Annotated in this window: 16 protein-coding genes and 1 tRNA gene; 11 read left to right on the plus strand and 6 right to left on the minus strand. The window is 73.1% G+C overall.

Annotated elements, in window-relative coordinates; all coding sequences use genetic code 11:
- Positions 1–93 precede the first annotated feature (93 nt).
- Positions 94–705: a ScbR family autoregulator-binding transcription factor gene (locus tag PIJ49_RS12805; protein WP_271826758.1), complete on the plus strand. Its 612-nt coding sequence runs from the start codon at positions 94–96 to the stop codon at positions 703–705.
- 32 nt (positions 706–737) lie between these two features.
- Here the strand turns inward: PIJ49_RS12805 and PIJ49_RS12810 are convergent, their stop codons facing one another.
- Entirely contained in the window at positions 738–1,196 is a 459-nt protein-coding gene (locus PIJ49_RS12810) for a BLUF domain-containing protein (protein ID WP_271826759.1), read from the minus strand.
- 61 nt (positions 1,197–1,257) lie between these two features.
- Here PIJ49_RS12810 and PIJ49_RS12815 point away from each other — a divergent pair, with 61 nt between their 5' ends.
- The 3 genes from PIJ49_RS12815 to PIJ49_RS12825 are packed head-to-tail and all read left to right on the plus strand — an operon-like array spanning position 1,258 to position 3,338.
- Positions 1,258–2,004 (plus strand): Rv2135c family putative phosphatase, encoded by a 747-nt coding sequence (locus PIJ49_RS12815; RefSeq protein WP_271826760.1) that lies wholly within the window; start codon positions 1,258–1,260, stop codon positions 2,002–2,004.
- A 33-nt stretch (positions 2,005–2,037) separates the two neighbouring features.
- A complete protein-coding gene (locus tag PIJ49_RS12820; protein WP_066655829.1) occupies positions 2,038–2,565 on the plus strand; it encodes an Rv2134c family protein in 528 nt (175 codons plus the stop codon).
- Positions 2,562–3,338, plus strand: coding sequence for an Rv2133c family protein (locus PIJ49_RS12825; RefSeq protein ID WP_271826761.1), 777 nt, complete (start codon positions 2,562–2,564; stop codon positions 3,336–3,338). Before PIJ49_RS12820 ends, PIJ49_RS12825 begins: the two co-directional genes overlap by 4 nt.
- Before the next feature lie 119 nt (positions 3,339–3,457).
- Here the strand turns inward: PIJ49_RS12825 and PIJ49_RS12830 are convergent, their stop codons facing one another.
- From PIJ49_RS12830 to PIJ49_RS12840, 3 genes are all read right to left on the minus strand, one after another.
- Positions 3,458–5,476 (minus strand): vWA domain-containing protein, encoded by a 2,019-nt coding sequence (locus PIJ49_RS12830; RefSeq protein WP_209685612.1) that lies wholly within the window; start codon positions 5,474–5,476, stop codon positions 3,458–3,460.
- Positions 5,469–6,884, minus strand: a complete 1,416-nt coding sequence (locus PIJ49_RS12835; RefSeq protein ID WP_144411357.1) for a MoxR family ATPase — start codon at positions 6,882–6,884, stop codon at positions 5,469–5,471. The genes PIJ49_RS12830 and PIJ49_RS12835 overlap by 8 nt, the downstream gene beginning before the upstream one ends.
- A gap of 114 nt (positions 6,885–6,998) precedes the next feature.
- Positions 6,999–8,198, minus strand: a complete 1,200-nt coding sequence (locus tag PIJ49_RS12840) for a cobalamin-independent methionine synthase II family protein (protein WP_271826762.1) — start codon at positions 8,196–8,198, stop codon at positions 6,999–7,001.
- A gap of 249 nt (positions 8,199–8,447) precedes the next feature.
- Between PIJ49_RS12840 and PIJ49_RS12845 the strand changes: the two genes are divergently transcribed.
- From PIJ49_RS12845 to PIJ49_RS12875, 7 genes are all read left to right on the plus strand, one after another.
- Complete coding sequence (locus PIJ49_RS12845) at positions 8,448–9,848, plus strand: MFS transporter (RefSeq protein ID WP_066658565.1); 1,401 nt, start codon at positions 8,448–8,450, stop codon at positions 9,846–9,848.
- 149 nt (positions 9,849–9,997) lie between these two features.
- Positions 9,998–10,672 (plus strand): GntR family transcriptional regulator, encoded by a 675-nt coding sequence (locus PIJ49_RS12850; protein WP_209685615.1) that lies wholly within the window; start codon positions 9,998–10,000, stop codon positions 10,670–10,672.
- Between the two features lie 343 nt (positions 10,673–11,015).
- Positions 11,016–11,105 (plus strand) — tRNA-Ser (locus PIJ49_RS12855).
- Positions 11,106–11,251: 146 nt separating this feature from the next.
- On the plus strand, positions 11,252–12,250 hold the full coding sequence (locus PIJ49_RS12860; protein ID WP_271826763.1) for a glycosyl hydrolase family 18 protein: 999 nt from the start codon (positions 11,252–11,254) through the stop codon (positions 12,248–12,250).
- A 188-nt stretch (positions 12,251–12,438) separates the two neighbouring features.
- A complete protein-coding gene (locus PIJ49_RS12865) occupies positions 12,439–13,431 on the plus strand; it encodes an AAA family ATPase (RefSeq protein WP_271826764.1) in 993 nt (330 codons plus the stop codon).
- A complete protein-coding gene (locus PIJ49_RS12870) occupies positions 13,431–14,762 on the plus strand; it encodes a DUF58 domain-containing protein (protein ID WP_271826765.1) in 1,332 nt (443 codons plus the stop codon). Before PIJ49_RS12865 ends, PIJ49_RS12870 begins: the two co-directional genes overlap by 1 nt.
- Complete coding sequence (locus tag PIJ49_RS12875; RefSeq protein WP_271826766.1) at positions 14,759–17,116, plus strand: transglutaminase TgpA family protein; 2,358 nt, start codon at positions 14,759–14,761, stop codon at positions 17,114–17,116. The genes PIJ49_RS12870 and PIJ49_RS12875 overlap by 4 nt, the downstream gene beginning before the upstream one ends.
- Positions 17,117–17,319: 203 nt before the next feature.
- Here PIJ49_RS12875 and PIJ49_RS12880 read toward each other — a convergent pair whose 3' ends face one another.
- Entirely contained in the window at positions 17,320–17,928 is a 609-nt protein-coding gene (locus PIJ49_RS12880; RefSeq protein ID WP_209685623.1) for a TetR/AcrR family transcriptional regulator, read from the minus strand.
- Between the two features lie 415 nt (positions 17,929–18,343).
- Complete coding sequence (locus PIJ49_RS12885) at positions 18,344–19,117, minus strand: trimeric intracellular cation channel family protein (RefSeq protein WP_066655795.1); 774 nt, start codon at positions 19,115–19,117, stop codon at positions 18,344–18,346.
- Between the last annotated feature and the right edge of the window lie 43 nt (positions 19,118–19,160).

The raw sequence follows: 19,160 nt of genomic DNA on the forward strand, positions 1-19,160 counted from the left end.
CCCCCCCCCCCCCCCCCCCCCCCCCCCCCCCCCCCCCCCCCCCCCCCCCCCCCCCCCCCCCCCCCCCCCCCCCCAGTTCGAGACACTGGTCACGTGGGGAAACGTGAGCAGATCTTGGTGGCCGCGGCGGAGGAGTTCGACCGGGTCGGCTTCGCCGCCACGTCGATCGCCGCCGTCGCGCGCCGCGCCGACGTGGCGCAGGGCACCCTGCACTTCCACTTCCCGACGAAGCTCGCGCTCGCCCTCGGCGTGATCGACGAGCAGAACGCGCGGACCTTCGCGGAGGTGAGCCACGACGCCGCGTCGCCGACGGCCGCCCTGATCGGGGCGTCGAAGCAGATCGCGGACCTGCTCCGCACCGACCCGATCGTGCGTGCCGGCATCCGCCTCTCGCTCGAACGCGGCGAGTTCTCCGGAGCGACGTCGTCGTCCTACGAGCAGTGGATCGGCGGCATCGTGGACGTGTTCTGCGTCGCGATCGGCAGCGGTGAGCTCGAGACCGACCTCACCCCGGAGGAGCTCGGCGGTTCGGTCGTGCCCTACTTCACCGGGGTGCAGCTGGTCGCCGAGGTGCGGAGCGGTCGCGCGGACCTCGACCCCGCGGTCGCGGTGATGTGGCGGGTGCTCCTGCAGGCGACGGCCGCGCCGGCGCACCGGGCACGTCTGCTCGGGGTGGTCGCCGACACCTTCCACGCGGCAGGCTGACCTCGTGGACCGTCGACGGGCGGAGGTCCGCGTCAGCGGTCGGTGAGCTCCCGGTCGCGGAACCACTTGAGCAGCCATGCGGCGCTCGTGCCGTCGAACTCCGGGGCGAAGTCCATCGTGCCGGAGAGGAACGGGCTGAACCCGTCCTCGGTCGCCACGTCGGACTCGTCGAGCGACCGGTAGGCCATCGACCAGCCGTCGAACCGCCGGCGCTCGATGTCCTCGCGGATCAGCGACTTCACCCCGTCGTGCCGAGGGTCGCGCGCGATGGCGCCGAAGCGGTCGTCGACGCTCCACGACGGGCCCTCGAGCAGCTGCATGAACCGGCCGCCCTTCGCCACGAGCAGACCGGAGACCCCGAGTGCCTCGTTCCGGAGCCGTGACTCGCGCAGGAGCTCGGCGAGCGCGTCGTCGTCGAAGGGCACGGCCGAGCGGCTCATGTAGACGATGGAGACGAGCACCGCACCATCTTCGTGCATGGTGCGGCGCACGCCGACCACTGTCCACCATCCGCTTCGCGTCCTGGTCGCCCTGGTGCCTAGGATCGACCGCATGGCGACCGTCCTCCTCGTCCGGCACGGACGCACCACCGCGAACGCGACCGGGGTCCTGGCGGGTCGCACCGCCGGGGTGGCACTCGACCGCGTCGGCCGCGAGCAGGCCGACCGGGCCGCCGAGCGCATCGCGCCGATCCCGCTCGTCGCGCTCGTCACGAGCCCGCTCGAGCGCTGCCGGCAGACCGCACGCGCCCTGCTCGCCCGCCAGCAGGGCAGCCCCGACGTGCGGGTCGAACGGGCGATCACCGAGGCCGACTACGGCGACTGGCAGGGCCGGAAACTCGCGGACCTCGCGAAGGAACCACTGTGGCGCACGGTGCAGGCGAACCCCAGCGCCGTGGTGTTCCCCGGCGGCGAGTCCATGCAGACGATGCAGTCCCGTGCGGTCGCCGCGATCCGCCGGATCGACGCCGAGGTCGAGGCGCAGCACGGCCCGACGGCGGTGTGGGTCGCCGTGAGCCACGGCGACATCGTGAAGTCCGTCCTCGCCGACGCGCTCGGCATGCACCTCGACCTGTTCCAGCGCATCGCGGTCGGTCCGGCGTCCGTCTCGGTCGTCCGCTACGGGGAACACCGGCCCGAGGTCGTCGCCACCAACACCGACTCCGGCGACCTGTCGTGGCTCGCCGCGGCACCGGCCCCCTCGGGCGACGCCGCGGTCGGCGGCGGAGCAGGACACGACGGGACCGGCTCGGCGGACGGAGCGGTCGGCAGCGGTGAGCCGGGGACCGCTCGACCCTGAACGGACGGAGCCGCACGCTCCTACAATCGGGTCATGCCCACCATCGTGCACGGCTTCGACTGGCCGGAACGTCTCGTCGTCGGGACGGTCGGCCGCCCGGGTGAACGCGCCTTCTACCTGCAGGCACGCGACGGCAAGCGGGTGACCAGCGTCGCGCTCGAGAAGGAGCAGTCCGCGGTGCTCGCGGACAAGGTCGCCGAGCTCCTCGACGAGGTCGCGACCGTCGAGGACAACCGCTTCAGCGTCCCGCCGGCGGCACCGTCCGAACTCCGGGACGCCGCGCCGCTCGACCAGCCGGTGGAGCCCGAGTTCCGCGCGGGTGCCCTGAGCCTGGGGTTCGACCCGGCGACGGCGCAGGTGGTGATCGAGGCGTACCCGATCGAGGACGAGCTCGAGATCGTCACCGAGACGGACGAGGACGGCGACGAGGTCGAGGCCGTCGTCGAGATGCCCGAGCCCGCCGAGGTCTTCCAGGTGAAGATCCCCGTCGGCAGCGCCCGGGCCTTCGTCGAACGCACGCGCGAGGTCGTCGCTGCCGGTCGGCGCCCCGGCGACGCATGAGCGACGACGCACCCCGGTACGACGGCCCGCTGACGATCCGGGCGCGCATCCGCGAGGCGTCGAACGCCACCTTCCTCGCCGACCTCGACGGCGAGTCCGTCGTGTACAAGCCCGTCGAGGGGGAGCGTCCGCTGTGGGACTTCCCGGACGGCACGCTCGCCGGTCGGGAGGTCGCGGCACACCTGGTCTCCGAGGCCTTCGGCTGGGGCATCGTGCCGCCCACCTGGCTCGGCGACGGCCCGTTCGGCCCCGGCATGGTCCAGCGCTGGCAGGACGTCGACCCGGAGCAGGACCCCGTCGACCTGGTGCCGACCGACGATGCCGACGCCGAGGGCACCCCGTGGTTGCCCGTGCTCGAGGCCATCGACGAGCACGACCAGCCCGTCACGCTCGTGCACGAGGACACCGCGGCGCTCCGCCGGATGGCGGTGTTCGACGTGGTGGTGAACAACGCCGACCGCAAGGGCGGGCACGTGCTCGCCATGCCGGACGGGCACCGTTACGGCGTCGACCACGGGCTGACCTTCCACGTGGACCACAAGCTCCGCACGGTCCTGTGGGGCTGGATCGGGGAGCCGCTCGACCCCGACGAGCTCGAGGGGCTCGACCGGGTGTCCGAGGCGCTCCGCGGCGACCTCGGTGTCGCGCTCGCCGAGCACCTGACCCGCGGGGAGATCGACAACCTGCGGGCCCGGTGCGCCGCGCTGCGCGCGGTCGGGATGTTCCCGCCGCCGCCCGGACACGGACCCGCCGTCCCCTGGCCCCTCTTCTGAAGGACGGGAGGCGCGGCGCCCGCCGGCACCGGGGCCCACGCCGGCCGGTTCCCGGCAGACGCGCCAGCGGCTGCCGGGCCGTGCCCGGTGGGGAGCCTCCCGTCTGTCGGCTGGCCCGGTCAGCCCGCCCGGTCGTCGCCGAACAGGGACGCGCCTCCGCGACGGGAACCGAGGTACGACCCGACCACGGCGACACCGAGGTCGTCGTTCTCGGGCGCGACGACCGAGCCGTCCACCCGTCGGGCCATGGCATCGATGAACCGCGCCAGCCCGGGGTCGTCACCGAGTCGGAAGAACGTCGTCTGCGCCCCGAGCCGGCCGGCGTTCTCGAGTTCGCGGACCGTCAGTGCGATCGTCACGGGATCGGGCGGGTAGCCGAACCACACCTGGCCGTTCGGCTCGAGGTGCGACGTCGGCTCGCCGTCGGTCACGACCAGGAGCACGGGCTGCGCCGTCGGGTGCTTCCGGAAGTGCCGGTTGGCCAGCAGCAGTGCGTGGTGCAGGTTCGTGCCCTTGTCCCACTGGGCGTCGAGGCCGACGAGTCGTTCGACGTCCATGACCTCCGCCTCGCGCCCGAAGGCGATGAGCTGCAGGTCGTCGCCGCGGAACCTCGTGCTGACGAGGGTGTGCAGCGCGAGGGCCGTCCGCTTCATCGGGACCCAGCGGTCCTCCATCGCCATCGAGAACGACGTGTCGACGAGGAGCGCCACGCACGCCTGGGTCCGCGCCTCGGTCTCCTGCACCTCGACGTCGTCGATCGTCAGGCGGACACCCGGTCCGGTGCGTCCGTCCGCCGCGGTCCGGACCAGGGCGTTCGTGATCGACCGGGGGAGGTCCCACGGCTCGGTGTCCCCGAACGCCCACGGTCGGGTCGCCCCGGAGGGCTCGCCCGACGCCCCGGCGCGACGGAGGTCACGCGCGCCCTGGCGCCCCGACATCCGCTCGGCCACGTCCCTGAGCAGGCTCTTGCCGAGCTGCCGCATCGCCTTCGGGGTCAGCCGGAGGTGTCCGTCCGTGCCGCGCTGCACCGCGCCCGCGTTCCGCAGGGCCTGCTCCAACCGCTGCAGGGTCCTGGCGTCGACGGTGGCCTCGTCGCCCAGCTGACGCTGCAGGGCGTCGAGGTCGAGGTCGGCGAGGTCGGACCCGGGCCCGGACTGCGCCAGCTGCTCGGCCAGGGCGTCGAGGTCGGCGATGTCCTGGAAGACCCCGGTCCCGTCGCCGAGTCCGAGGCCCTGCTCGCCGTCCATCCGCTCGGAGCTGCCCCAGTCCTCGCCGGGGCGGAGCGCGCGGAGGGTGTCGTCGAGCTGCCCGAGCTGACCCATCAGGTCCGGTGAGCCGAACGCCTGCTGCGCGAGCGCGTCGAGCTCGTCGCGCTGCTCCTGCGTCATCGAGTTCCGCATCCGCTGCGCGGCCGCGGCTCGTGCGGCGAGGTCGTCGAGCAGCTCCTCGACGTTCTGCGGGCGGGACGGGAAGTACTGCCCGTGCTGCGCCGTGAACGCGTCGAACTGCTCCTGCGTGTCCGTGCCTCGGCGGTGGTCGTCGAGCAGCTGGTTGAGGTCGCGCATCATCGCGGACACGGCTGCGCGGTCCTCGTCGCTCGCGTTCTCGAGCGCCTGCTTCATGCCGGCGAAGCGCTGGTCGAGCACCTCGCGCCCGAGCAGGTCCTTGATCTCGTCGTACTTCTGCCGGGCCGTCGGACTCGTCCAGTCGTAGCCGTTCAGCTCCTGCACGGCGCTCGCGGGCGACGGCGGCAGGCTGTCGAGCTGCAGCTCGGCCAGGGCGCGGTCGCCGTCGTCGAGGTCGACGTTCCGGGCGAGTTCACCGCGCTCGGCGAGCAGGGCCTGGTCCAGGAGCTCCTTGACCTGCTGCAGGGTGCCGTCGAGGTTGTTCCGGCTGGTGAGCTCGCGCCGACGTTCGGCGACCCGACGCATGAGGTCGTCGAGCCCGCGCTGGGTCTGGCCGCCGCGCCGGAGGAACTCGCGGAGGGCGCGCTCGGGGGAGGTGCCGCCCATGACGTCCTCGCCGATGGCGTCGAGCGCCTCGGCCAGGTCGACCGGGGGAGCGAGGGGATCCGGTCCGCCCTCGTACTTCCCGTAGCGGGCGTCGCGGGTCAGGCGGCGGTTCTGCCGGCTAGCCATAGACGGCCTCGCCGCCCCCCGACTCCTTGCTGATGCGCCGGGCGAGGAAGAGCCCCTCGAGCGCGAGCTCGATCGCGCCGGCCCGCTCGCCGTCGTCGGTCGCCCCGAGTCGCTCGCACACCTGGTCGTAGACGTCCGACTCGCCGATCGACGGGAGCCCTTCGAGGAAGGCCCGGGCGCTGACCTGCTCGCCCGTCGTCACCATCGTGCCGCCGTCGAGTGCCTCGACGAGGACGCCGAAGTCGATCCCGCGGAACCGCGAGCGGACGGTCTCGGCGGTGGCGGTGCGGAGCAGGTGCTCGAGGACCTCGTCGGCGCGGTCCTCCTCCCCGTTCTCGAACTCGATCTTGCCGCCGAGGACGTCGACCGCGGTCTCGAGGTCGATCGGCCGCGCGACCGGGTGCTCCTCGCCCTGCCGCGCGGCGCGGTGCACGGCGGCGGCGGAGATCGTCTCGGCGCCGGCGATGGCGAAGCGGGCGCTGACGCCGCTCCGCTGGTCGACGGCGCTGGACTGGCGCAGGGCGCGGGTGAACCGGGCGAGGATCTCGACCAGGGCGTCGGGGACCTCGGCGGTGAGCTGGGCCTCCTGCCGGATGACGGCGACCTCGTCGGCGAGCTCGATGGGGTAGTGCGTCCGGATCTCGGCGCCGAAGCGGTCCTTCAGCGGCGTGATGATGCGGCCGCGGTTCGTGTAGTCCTCGGGGTTGGCGCTGGCGACGACGAGCACGTCGAGGGGCAGGCGCAGCACGTAGCCGCGGATCTGCACGTCGCGCTCCTCCATCACGTTGAGCATCGCGACCTGGATGCGCTCCGCGAGGTCGGGGAGCTCGTTGATCGCGACGATGCCGCGGTGCCCGCGGGGGATCAGCCCGAAGTGGATGGTCTCGGGGTCGCCGAGACTGCGGCCCTCGGCCACCTTCATCGGGTCGACGTCACCGATCAGGTCCGCCACGCTGGTGTCGGGGGTCGCGAGCTTCTCGACGTAGCGCTCGTCGCGGTGCACCCACGAGATCGGCAGGGCGTCGCCGAGCTCCTCGACGCGGCGGGTGCTCGCGGTGGTGATCGGCTCGAACGGGTGCTCGCCGAGCTCGGACCCGGTGATCACCGGGGTCCACTCGTCGAGCAGCCCCTGCAGCGTGCGGAGCAGGCGGGTCTTGCCCTGCCCGCGCTCGCCGAGCAGCACGACGTCGTGTCCGGCGATGAGCGCACGCTCGAGCTGGGGGATGACGGTCGTCTCGAACCCGTGCAGGCCGGGCCAGGGGTCGCGGCCCTCGCGCAGGGCCTGGAGGAGGTTGTCGCGGATCTCGGCGCGGACCGACTTCTGGACGTGCCCAGCAGCGCGGAGCTCGCCGACCGTGTGGATGTCAGGTCGGGTCACGGTCCGCACGCTACGCCCGCGCACCGACATGCGGACGGGAGGCGCTCGGCTCCGGAAGACGCAACCTCGGCGACACCTCGCAGCGCTGTACCGCTGCGAGGACCCGCCGACGTTGCGTCGTGCGGGAGCAGCGCGGCGGGAGCGTCAGCCGAACAGGCGGCGCGACGCGATCTCCGCACCCTCGACGAGTGCTCGGAGCTTCGCCCACGCGACGTCCGAGGCCACGAACTCGTAGCTCGCGAAGGTCGCCAGGCCGCAGTCGGTCCCGGCGACGATGCGGGTGGGGTCGCCGACGGCCTCGGCGGCCTCGACGATCCGGTTCGCCACGAGCTGCGGGTGCTCCAGGTAGTTGGTCGTGACGTCGATGACGCCCGGCACGAGCACCGCGTCGTCGGGGAGCGGCAGGTCGCGGAAGGCCGGGAACTCGTGCGCGTGCCGCGGGTTGCCGAACGGGATGCTGAAGGACCCGACCTCGGCGCGGTACAGGTGGGGGAGCAGCACGTCGACCGGGACGTCGTCCTGGTGCGGGCCCTGCCAGTTGCCGTAGCAGACGTGCAGCCGCGTCTGCTCCTTCGGGATGTTCCGCAGCGCGTGGTTGAGCGCGTCGACGTGCAGGTCCACGGCGGCCAGGAACTCGTCGAGCGACGCGTCGCCGAAGTGGATGACGCGCTCCATGGCGAGGTCCGGGGCGTCGAGCTGCAGGACGTGCCCGCGGGCGACGATCTCCTCGTACTCGACGCGGAGCTGCTCGGCCAGCGCGAACACGTACTCCCGGTGGTCGCGGTAGTGCGGGTTCTCGTCGTCGAGCAGCAGGGTCGTGGCGACGATGCCCGGTGTCGCGGCGGAGATGAAGGTGCCGGCCGGGGTGCGGCCGGCGGCGGCGTTCCGGGCGAGCTCGCGTTCGAAGCCGTCGAGGTCCTCGCGGATGCCGGCGCGCTCCTGGTCGTACTCGAGCAGCCCCTGGGCGAGCGGGGTGTCCCACACCCGGGCGAACTCTGCGCCCTCGTCGATCTGCCGGGCCTGGAACGCCGCGTACTCCGGGAACTTCACGGTGTCGAGCGTCGGCTTGCGGTGACCGGAGCCCCCGAACCCCGACAGCCGATCGCGGATGTAGGTCGAGAAGCCGACGCGCGGGACCTCGCCGTCGTTGACGACGTCGAGGCCCGCGTCGAGCTGCGCGTCGACGGTGCGCGCGAGCACGGCGGCGATCTCCTCGCGGAGTGCCTGTTCGTCGTGCGGCTTCCCCTGGTCGCGGGCCACCAGGAGCGCGGTCAGCTCGGGCGAACGGGGGAGCGAGCCGGTGTGCGTGGTCAGGATGCGGTCGATCGAGTTCTGGGTGGGCACGTCGTCACGCTACCGACGCGGGCTCCGGCCGCGTGCGGTCGTGACGTCGCGCGTCACCGCGATCCGACGCGGACGGGAGGCACGGTGCGGGCCCGCCCCGCGCCTCCCGTCCGCTTCGCACGAGTTCCTGCATCTGTGAGGACGTAAAGCTGCGCTGGTACTGGGAACCAGCCTGGAATCTCCGGAGTACGGTCCGCTCTCGTGAGCAGCACGACGAACGGGACGATCAAGAGCCTGGTCCCCGCCAGGATGGACAGACTGCCGTGGACGCGCTTCCACTGGAGCGTGGTGGTTGGCCTGGGGGTGTCCTGGATCCTCGACGGCCTCGAGATCCAGATCGTCTCGAACGCCGGCTTCCAGGCCGACCTCGACCTGTCGACGCAGCAGGTCACCCTGCTCGGCACCATCTACCTGGTGGGGCAGGTCGTCGGCGCCCTGGTCTTCGGACGGATGTCCGACCGGCTCGGCCGCCGCAAGCTCTTCATCCTGACGCTCGCGATCTACCTCATCGGTTCGGGCATCGCCGGACTCGCCCAGGACTTCTGGTTCCTGGCGGCGTTCCGCTTCGTGGCGGGCCTCGGCATCGGCGGTGAGTACGCGGCGATCAACTCGGCGATCGACGAACTCATCCCGTCGAAGTACCGCGGGCACGTCGACATCGCCATCAACGGCACGTACTGGGGCGGTGCGGCGCTCGGCGCCTTCGCCAACATCTACCTGCTCGACACGTCGATCTTCGCCGAGAACATCGGGTGGCGCATCGGGTTCTTCCTCGGCCCGGTGCTCGGCATCGCGATCATCTTCCTGCGGCGGCACATCCCGGAGAGCCCGCGGTGGCTGATGACCCACGGACGCGAGGAGGAGGCCGAGCGCACGGTCTCCGAGATCGAGGCCTCCGTCGAGAAGTCCACCGGACACCGGCTGCCGGACGTCGACGAGTCGAAGGCCATGACCGTCACGCCGCTGGACAAGGTGGGGTTCCTGACGATCGCCAAGGTGCTGCTCAAGCAGTACCCGACCCGCACCCTGGTGGGCGCGACCATGATGATCACCCAGGCGTTCCTCTACAACGCGATCTTCTTCACCTACGCCCTGGTGCTCACGAACTTCTTCGGGCTGAAGACCGCCGAGACGGCCGTGTACTTCTTCCCGTTCGCGATCGGCAACCTGCTGGGCCCGATCGTGCTCGGCCGGTTCTTCGACACCTGGGGTCGTCGGCAGATGATCTTCCTGACCTACCTGGTGTCGGGTCTGGTGCTTGCCACCTCGGCGTTCCTGTTCCGAGCCGACGCCATCAGCGCCACCGTGCAGGTCGTGTTCTGGTGCGTCTCGTTCTTCTTCGCCTCGGCCGGTGCCTCGAGCGCCTACCTGACCGTGAGCGAGATCTTCCCGCTCGAGCTGCGGTCGCAGGCGATCTCGTACTTCTTCGCCCTCGCGCAGATCTTCGGTGCGGTCGCCCCGGCGATCTACGGTGCGTTCATCGGGGACGGGTCCTCACGTGAACCGCTCTTCTGGGGGTACCTGCTCGGGTCGGCGGTGATGATCGCCGGCGGGATCGTGGCCTTGGTGTTCGGAGTTGATGCGGCGCGCAAGGGGCTGGAGGACATCACCCAACCCTTGTCCGTCCTCACCGACGCGTCCAAGAAGTAGGATTTCGTATACGTGATGTTTAGCGCCGAGGCCCTCCCGCTGGGAGGGTCTCGGCATGGCACTCCTCCACATCCCGACCCCGACCGGATCGTTCCCCTGGTCGCCCGCTCCCGGAGCACCGGGTGGTCGTCGTGCGTGACCCTGGGGCGATGGATCGCTCATCGTCCTCGGGGAACGACCGGGTCCCCGACCCGAACGGCATCCGCCGCAGCCTGCTGCGTGACGCCGTCTTCCTCAAGCTGCTCGAGAACGTCCTGCGCGGGGTCTACCGGCGGGGGCAACGGCTCCGGCTCGACGACATCGCCCGGGACATGCAGGTCTCGCGCACACCCGTCCGCGAAGCCCTCGTCCCGCTCGAGTCGCTGCGGCTCGTCAGCGTGCAGCGGTACGTCGGCGTCGTCGTCGCCCACTGGTCCGTCGGCCAGATGGTCGAGCGACTCCGGGTGGCCCGGGCGATGATCGCCGATCCCGCTCCCGGCTGCCAGGGGGTGGACGAGCAGTTCGACGCGCTCGCGTTCAGGTCCTGCCTGACCGAGGCCGGGGCGCTCGTCGAGCTCGGTGCCTGGTACCTCCGTCGGCGTGGTGCGATCGTCAGTGCCGACTGGCTCACGGCGCAGCGGGCCGTGCTCGACACCTTCTTCACGGACGACGTCGCCGTGGCGAACGGCATCGACGCCGTCGTCGGGCGGCGTGCTCGTGTGCAGCAGGTCGAACGGGCGGCTGCTGCGGCGGAGCGTGGACAGCTCGACGAGTGCGCCGCAGCGCTCGTGGGGTTGGCGGAGGACCTCATCGCGTTGCCCGACCGGTTCCGCTCCGCCGCGTGAGGCACGGTGGGGCAGCGCCCACCGGAGAGCACCCAGAGCGGGGGCGCGGACCGGGTCCGCGCCCCCTGGTCGTCCCCGTCCGGGCCGCCGCGGTCGGGTGCGTCGGGCTCGGCAGAAGGGGGGACGACGTCTGGTGCTGTGTCGCGGCGACGGGGGAGGTGATGCCCCCGGAACGTGATGTCCGCGTCCCGACGATGCTAGGCGTCGGGGTACGAGCGGACAAGCCCCACCTGTCCCCACTTCAGGGGACCCGGTGACCGACCCGAGATGATCGTGTCGTGGCGGGAGGTCGAGAGGAGGCTCGTCCTCCTGTATGGTGGGTCTCGCGCTCGTGAGAGCGCACGGAGACGTCGCATAGTCCGGCCGAGTGCACCACCCTGCTAAGGTGGAGTCCCCTTTGAGGGGACCGAGGGTTCAAATCCCTCCGTCTCCGCAGTCGACCAAACCCTGCCACCGGCGGGGGTTTCGTCGTTCCGGCAGGGTGCGCGCGGGAACACGACGGTGCGGCCGTGCTCGACGGTCGGGAGGCACGGGCCGGCCCGGCACGGGTGCCCTGGCCCCGCCCACTACCGTTGCCCCGTGCTCCGCTCATCCGCCCTCGCCGTCGCGCTCGTCGTGATCGTCACCACGGTCGCCGGCTGCGCCGACGCGTCCGCTGCCCGCGGCGTCGCCGTCGAGGCGTACGTCGAGCCGGGAGCCCCGACGGCGGTCGCCCGGGTACGAGCCGCCACCGAGCGGGCGGACACGATCGGCATCGACGGTGTCACGCTCTCCGCGGACGGCACGGGCCTCGCGCCGTTGCCCGACGGCGTCGACCGTCTGGCCCTCGCCGCGGCCCGCCGGGGCGCGCGACCGGAGCTCCTCGTCAGCAACTACTCCGAGACGCTCGGTGACTTCTCGCCGGAGACCGCCTCGGCGCTGCTGGCCGACCCGGTCGCCCGCGCACGGGTGGCTCGGGATCTGGCGGCCCTGGCGCACGACCACCACTGCACGGGCGTGCAGATCGACCTCGAATCACTGCGCGACCGCGACCGCGCGGGACTCGTCGCCTTCGCGGCCGCGCTCGAGGACGCGGTGCACGACGAGCTCGGTGCCGACGCTCCGGTGTCGATGGCCGTGATGGCGTCCACCTCGGCCGCGGGCTTCCGGGACACCGGGTACGACCTCCGTCGTCTGGCGGAGCACGTCGACCGCTTCGTGCTGATGACCTACGACCAGCACGGCGCGTGGAGCGGACCGGGCACGATCGGCGCCCTGCCGTGGGCGCAGCGCGTCGTCGAGGTGGCCGAGCACGAGGGACTGCCGGCCGACCGCACCGACCTCGGCGTCGCCGGGTACGGGTACCGCTGGGGTGGACCGGACGCCGGGCAGGTGTCGCCGGCACGGGCCCGTGCGCTGGCCGGCGGTGCCGCACGCTGGTCGGACCGCACGGGGGAGTGGTCGGCGACCCTCGGCGACGGACACGAGCTGCACTGGTCGGACGCCCGCTCCTACCGGGCACGCGTCGCGCTGGCGCAGCGACTCGGGCTGCACGGCGTCGCGCTCTGGTCGCTGACGACCGAAGCCCTGCCGCGCTGACGCCCGCACCGACCGGACCGTGACCAGGAGGCGGTCGGGAGGCGCGTGGCGGCCCCGCACCGCGCCTCCCGTCCGTCGCGGGGCACGGCCCGTGTGTGCCTTCCGGATGATCGGTGACGCATCCTCCGGTGCCTGTCACCGCGCCGTTGTAGCATGCACGACACCTGTCCCGAGACGAGGAGGCCTGCGTGCCGGACCAGACCGACCAAGCCTTCCCGATCGAGCACGTGCGAGCGGTGGGCGACGACGTCGTCGCAGCCGTCTCCACCGTGGTGGACGGCAAGGTCGACGCCATCCGCACGGCCTTCACCGTGATGCTCGCCGAGGGGCACCTGCTCGTCGAGGACGTCCCCGGCGTCGGCAAGACCGTGCTCGCGAAGGCGCTCGGTGCCTCGGTCGGCGGGACGGTGAACCGCATCCAGTTCACCTCGGACATGCTGCCGTCCGACGTCACCGGTGTGAACATCTACGACCAGTCGTCGGCTACGTTCCGGTTCTCGCCGGGTCCGGTGTTCGCGAACGTCGTCATCGGTGACGAGATCAACCGCACGAGCCCGAAGACCCAGTCGGCCCTGCTCGAGGCGATGGCCGAGGCGCAGGTGACCGTCGACGGCGTGACCCGGCCGCTGGAGTCGCCGTTCATGATCGTCGCGACCCAGAACCCGATCGACATGGAGGGCACGTACCCGCTGCCCGAGGCCCAGCGCGACCGGTTCATGGCCCGCATCGCGATGGGGTACCCCAGCGCGGACGCCGAGCGCCAGATGCTCGCGGCGCGCGGGACCCGCGACCCGCTGTCCGCGCTCCGACCGATCGTCGACGTGCAGACGCTGCGGGCGATCGTGCACGCCGTGCGCGGGGTGCACCTTGCCCACGACGTCGAGGCCTACATCGTCGCGATCGTCCGTGCCACCCGCACGCACCCGGACCTCGTGCTGGGCGCGAGCCCTCGCGCCACCCTGCACCTGGCGCAGGCCGCTCGTGCCCACGCCGCGCTGCTCGGTCGCCCGTTCGTCACCCCCGACGACGTCGCCCACCTCGCACCGGTGATCCTGTCCCACCGTCTCGTCCCGGTCGCCCGCGGGCTCGGCGGGGCCGCCGAGGACACCGCGCGCGACGTGGTCGTCCGGATCGTGTCCGACACCGCCGTGCCGTTCGCCTCGGCCGCCGTCCGCTCCTGATGCCCGACGGCAGCGGGCCCTCGACGTCCGCGCTGCGTGCGGGCGCGGTGCGGTCGTGGGTGCTCCGCACCGGGCGACGCGGCGCAGCCATGCTCCGCCGGACCCCGTTCCCGCGGCCGACGGCCAGGGGGTGGACGGTGCTCGGGTCGGGGATCGCCCTCGTCGGCGGTGGTCTCGTCGCCACGACGAGCATCGCCGTCTCCGCCGGGCTCCTGCTGCTCGTGCTGCTCGTGCTCGGGATCGTCATGGCACTCGTCGTCGCGGCGCCGCTGCGTGCGACCCGGTCGACCGCCCGCTCGGTCGTGCAGGTCGGTGAGGTCCACCGCGAGCGGATCACCCTGCGGGGGACGTCGCTGCCGATCGGGCCGCGGACGACCCTGCTGGTGCGGGAACAGCTCGAGGACGCCCTCGCGAGCGTGTCCGACGCGCAGACCTACGCCCTGGTCGGCCCGAACGAGCCCCCGGCGGTGCTCGACGTCGAGGCCCTCGCGATGCACCGGGGCCGCACGCTGGTCGGCCCCGTGACCATCCGCGTCGAGGACCCCTTCGGCCTGCTGCGCATCGACCGGCCGGTCGTCCCCGCCGAGGAGGTCGTGATCGTCCCCGCATCCACCACCCTCGGTGCCATCGACACCGGAGCGCTCGCGGGTGCCGTCTCGGCGGACGAGGGCCGTGTGGGTCAGGGCGGTTCCGCCGACGACAGCGAGCTCCGGCCGTACCGGCAGGGCGACCCGATCCGCCGCGTGCACTGGGCACAGAGCGCCCGACGCGGCGAACTCCACGTCCGCCAGACCACGCAGGCGCAGCCGCCGGAGGCCGTCATCGCCATCGACCTCCGCCGAGAGTCCTACCAGGCGCTCGGCCGCGACGACCTCGCGGAACTGAGCGACCTCGGTGGCGACGCCGCGTTCGAGCACGCCGTCGTCGTCGCCGCGAGCGTCGCCCGTGCCCTCAGCGCGCGGACGTCGCGCGTGGTGCTCGTGAGCGACGACACTCCGGGCGCGGGACGGCACACCGGCGACGTCGGCAGCCTGACGGACCTGCTCGTCGGACTCGCCGACGTCCGGGTCCGCTCGGACGCCCGCCCGGTCACCGAGGTCCTGTCCGACGTGCACGGTCGCGACGTCCACGGCATGACCGCCGTCGTCACCGGCCGGTGCACCGCCGAGCAGGCCGCAGAGCTCGTCGCCGCGACGAGCGGGTCCAGTCGCGGCATCCTCGCGACCATCGTCCCGCCCGACCCCGTGGTGCGCGGCATCCTCGACCGTGCCGGCTGGCGGACCCTGGTCGTGCCCGTCGCGGGCGCGCAGGCGCCCGGGAGCACCCGGTGAGCGGGACCTCGACGGCCGACCGCGTCAGGACGCCCACGCGCAGCGGCCGCCCCGAGCGTCCGGCCGAACGCGACGACGCCCCGGGACCGTGGGTCGTCGCCCTGGCACCGCTGCCGGTCCTCATCGCGGCGCTCGCGATGCGTCCGCTCGTGCAGGGCACCGCCTGGTGGCTGTCCGGCGTCGTCTTCACGGCGGTGCTCGTCGCCGTCGTCCTCGCCGTCCGCCGTCGCGCTCCGGGCGTGCGCTTCATCGCCCTCGTCGCCACGCTGGTGGTCGGGTCGTGCGTCGCCGCGGTCGTCAACGACGTCCACCCCCTCGGCTGGCTCGACCGCGAGGGAGCCCTCGGCGAGGCGCTCGCCGCGATCCGGCTCAACCCCGCGCCGCTGCCGCAGAGCGACGCGATCCGCTTGATCGTCACCGTCGCGATCGCCTGGGTCGCCGGGGTGACCCTGTTCCTCGCCGCGATCGCGCCGACCGTCGCGCTCGCGGCCGTGCCCGCGCTGGTCGTGCTCATCGTCCCCGGTGTCGTCACGGGCGAGCCCGCCTCGCCGGTGCTCGTCGTCCTGGTGGGGGCGGCGTTCCTCGGGCTCCTCTGGCTGTCCGTCCGACCGGTGCAACGGGCGTTCCCGGCCGCCGTGGTGGGCGCGATCGGGCTCGTCGTCGCCGTGGGGCTCCCGGTGCTCGTCCCGATCAACGCCAGCTGGCTGTCCGGCGTGACGGGCGCGCTGCAGGCCCCGATCCAGCCCGGTCGTCCCGGCACGCTGCTCGAGCTCGGCCGCGACCTCCGCCAGCCGAACGAGCTCGAGGTGTTCCGCTACCGCACCGCCGACGGGCAGCCGGAGTACCTCAAGCTCGCCGACCTCGACGAGTTCGGCACCGGCGACTGGGTGCCGACCGTGACCGACGCCAGCACCGCGGAGACCGCGGACCAGCAGCAGTGGGCGGTCGGGATCAACCCCCGTCTGGCGAGCCGCGGCGACCTGACCGTGCGGATCACCGGGCTGTCGAGCAACTACCTGCCCGTGCCCGGCGGCGCCGTGTCGCTCGAGTCGCAGTCGACGAACCTGGACCTGTCGCAGTGGCGCTGGATGGGGGACTCGAGCACGGTCCGGTCGACCGGTCCCGTGACCCAGCGCGGTTCGACCTACCAGGTCTTCGGCGCCTCGACCTGGTCGGGGGAGTACCTCGACGCGATCGCCGCGAGCGGGATCCTCGGGCGCACCGACGGCCGCGGGTTCACGGCGCCGAGCGAGACGCAGCTCCGCACCGACCTGGCACTGCCCGAGGACCTGCCACGTGACATCCGGGCGGCGGCCCAGCGGGTGGCCGGCGGGCTGCCGAACGACTACGCCCGGGCGCGTGCCCTGGAGCAGTGGTTCCGCAGCGACCTCTTCACCTACTCCGAGACGGCCCCCGTCGAGCAGGGCTACGACGGCGACAGCATGGACGTGATCGACACGTTCCTGCGCGTGCGCCAGGGCTACTGCGTGCACTTCGCGTCGTCGATGGCCGTGATGGCGCGGACGCTCGGGATCCCGTCGCGCATCGCAGTCGGGTACCGGGCGAGCAGCGACCAGACGGAGGACGGCGAGTACACCGTCTCGAACCGACAGCTGCACTCGTGGCCCGAGCTGTACATCCGTGGCGCCGGTTGGGTGTCGTTCGAGCCGACCCCGAGCTCCGACGCCGCAGCGCAGGCGGGGACCGAGTCGTCGGCGACGCCGGCTCCGGCCCCGTCGGAGACGCCGCTGCCGGCCCCGGGGGAGACCGCTCCCGCCGAGGCCTCGCCCACCCCGACACCCTCCGCCTCGACCGGAGCGGGCGCGGCGGCCACGACGGGCGGAGGCACCCCACCCGGTGCCGCCGGCCTGGTGGTCGGGCTGCTGCTCCTGCTGGCGGTGCTCGTCGCACCCGGGGTCGTCCGTGTGGTGCGTCGCCGCCGACGGCTCGCCGCGGTGCAGGCGGGACGTTCGCCCGCACTGCAGGCCTGGCGCGAGGTGCTCGACGACGTCGCCGACCACGGGTACGCACCGGGGCTCGCGCCGCCGGGTGACGCCGCCGCAGCAGCGCGGACGGCGCGAGCGGTGCGCGGTCGGCTCGTCGGGACCGTCCCCGCGAGCGTGCTCCCGCACCTGACGAGGATCGTCGATGCGGTCGACCTGGAGCGCTTCGCCGCGGACGGTGCGGCGGGCGTGGACACGGCAGGACTCCGGCGGGCCGTCCTGGAGGCTCGTGTCGCCCTCGACGCGTCCGTCCCGCGGGCGCGCGTGGTCCGGGCGCGGCTGTTCCCGCCGAGCCTGCTGCCCTCGTCCGCGTGGTCCCACGAGGGCCGGCAGCGCCGGCGCACGGCCTAGCCGCGGGCGGCGGCTACGCGCCGGCCGTGCCGGGCCGGGCGTGGTGTGGCGTGCTCGCGCACAACGGCGAGCACGTCGCGCCGCGGAATCGCGTGGCGCGACGTGCTTCCGGTTGTGCGGACGGCTGCTCGCGCCCCGCCGCGCCGGGCGCATGCGCCCTGCCGCGCCGGCGCGCATGCGGCGGCGCCGCCGCCGCGGCCGCGTCAGCGACGCGGGCGCACGACCGCGTCGACCAGGCTCGCGATGACGTCGCCGGGGTTCACCCCGGGCAGGGCCGGCCCGTCGAACACGATCCCGGTGTTCGCGCCGATGAGCAGCGTGGCGAAGTCCTCGAGCGGCATGCCCGGCTCGACCTCGGGGTGCGCCCCGAACCACGACCGGACCAGGTCGAGCACGCCGTCCTGCAGCTCGCGCCGCTGCCGGACGAACTCGGGCATGAACTCCGGGTCGCGGAGTGCGTACCCCCGGAGCTCCGAGACGAGGGCGAACTGCCGACCCTGGTCGTACCGCCCGAACGCCGCCCGGACGACCTCGGCGATGCTCGCGGCGGCGACGTCCTCGTGGACGACCTCCTGGAGCGCGGCGAGGATCCGGTTCGTCGAGCGCTGCATGACCTGGGCGACGAGGTCCTGCTTCGACGTGAAGTTCGAGTAGACGGCGCCCTTGCTGAAGCCGGCGCGAGCGGCCACGTCGTCGAGCCGGGCGCCGTGCACGCCGGACTCGGCGAAGACGTCGGCTCCGGCGACGAGCAGTCGTTCGCGCACCTCGGCGCGGGGTGTCCGGGGGTTGGGGGAGGAAGCGTCGTCGCGCATGGGTCCTGGTCCGTGATCGTCGTCGTGGACGGTGGTGCGCCGTCCTGTCGATCCCCGCGCGTCGGTGGCGCACGGGCCGTGCCGCACCCGGTCCGGTGCGACCCTCGGAGACCTGCCGCGCCGCGCGTCGTGATCACGCGCGGCACCAGCGAAGCCCCCGGCCCCGTCGCTCGGTGGACCGCCACGTTCGGGTCGTGTCGGTGCGTCGAGGACGGTGGTCACCGGGTCGGTACCCGGCGGGAGCGATCGTACCGCGGCAGGCCGCTGCAGCGACGGGGTCGTGCGTCGTCCGGACGGTGGGCCACCGCCGTGCCCGGGTACCGACCGGAGCCCGGGCAGAGGCGCTGACCGAGGCGCTGACCGAGGCACCGGCCGGGGTGCTGACGGGCGCTGACGGAACGCCGACCGCGGCTCGTCAGACGCCGTCGGGTGTGTCCCGGTCGCTGCGGACGGCCCCGTCGCCGGTTCGGCGTCCGGGTCGACGGAGCAGCCGGATCGCGTCGGGGCGCAGCCGTCGCCCGCGCTGCAGCAGTGCGCCGAGCGTCGACTTCGGCTGCCACTCGCGACCGTTCGGCAGCCCCCAGCCGCGCTTGACGGCCCCGTACCGGAGCCCGAGCGACAGCACGATCGCGGCGATGATGCCGATCGACGGCGATCCGAGGTACGAGGCGACCACCATCACCGCGGACGCGGCGACGGCCACGGTGGCGTAGAGCGCGTTCCCGCCGAACACCGCGGGCACGCGTCGGAGCAGCAGGTCGCGCATCGCCCCGCCGCCGACCGCGGTGATGGTGCCCATGATGATCGCGGCGGGCCAGCCGAGACCGGCGTCGAAGGTCCGCTGGACCCCGACCACGGACCAGAAGCCGATGACGGCGGCGTCCAGCACGGTGAACAGTCGGTCCCAGGTGAGCTCCGAGAACGACACGAAGAACGCGACCAGAGCGCCGGCGATCGCCACGGGCAGGTAGAGCGGGTCGACGAGCGCGACGGGCGGCCCGTTCTGCAGCAGGGTGTCGCGGAGCATGCCGCCGCCGAGGCCGGAGACGAAGCCGACGACGAGGAAGCCGAACAGGTCGAAGTCCATCGTGCGTGCGAGCGAGCCGCCCAGCAGTGCCGAGGCGAACACGCCGGCGAGGTCGAGCACGTTGGTGACCGACGCCAGGGCCTCCGGGGTCAGCACGTTCATGAGAACAATCAAACCCCACGTCGCCGGAGTGGCGGGCCGAGCG

Source organism: Curtobacterium uvaldense (assembly GCF_028307415.1).
Lineage (GTDB): Bacteria > Actinomycetota > Actinomycetes > Actinomycetales > Microbacteriaceae > Curtobacterium.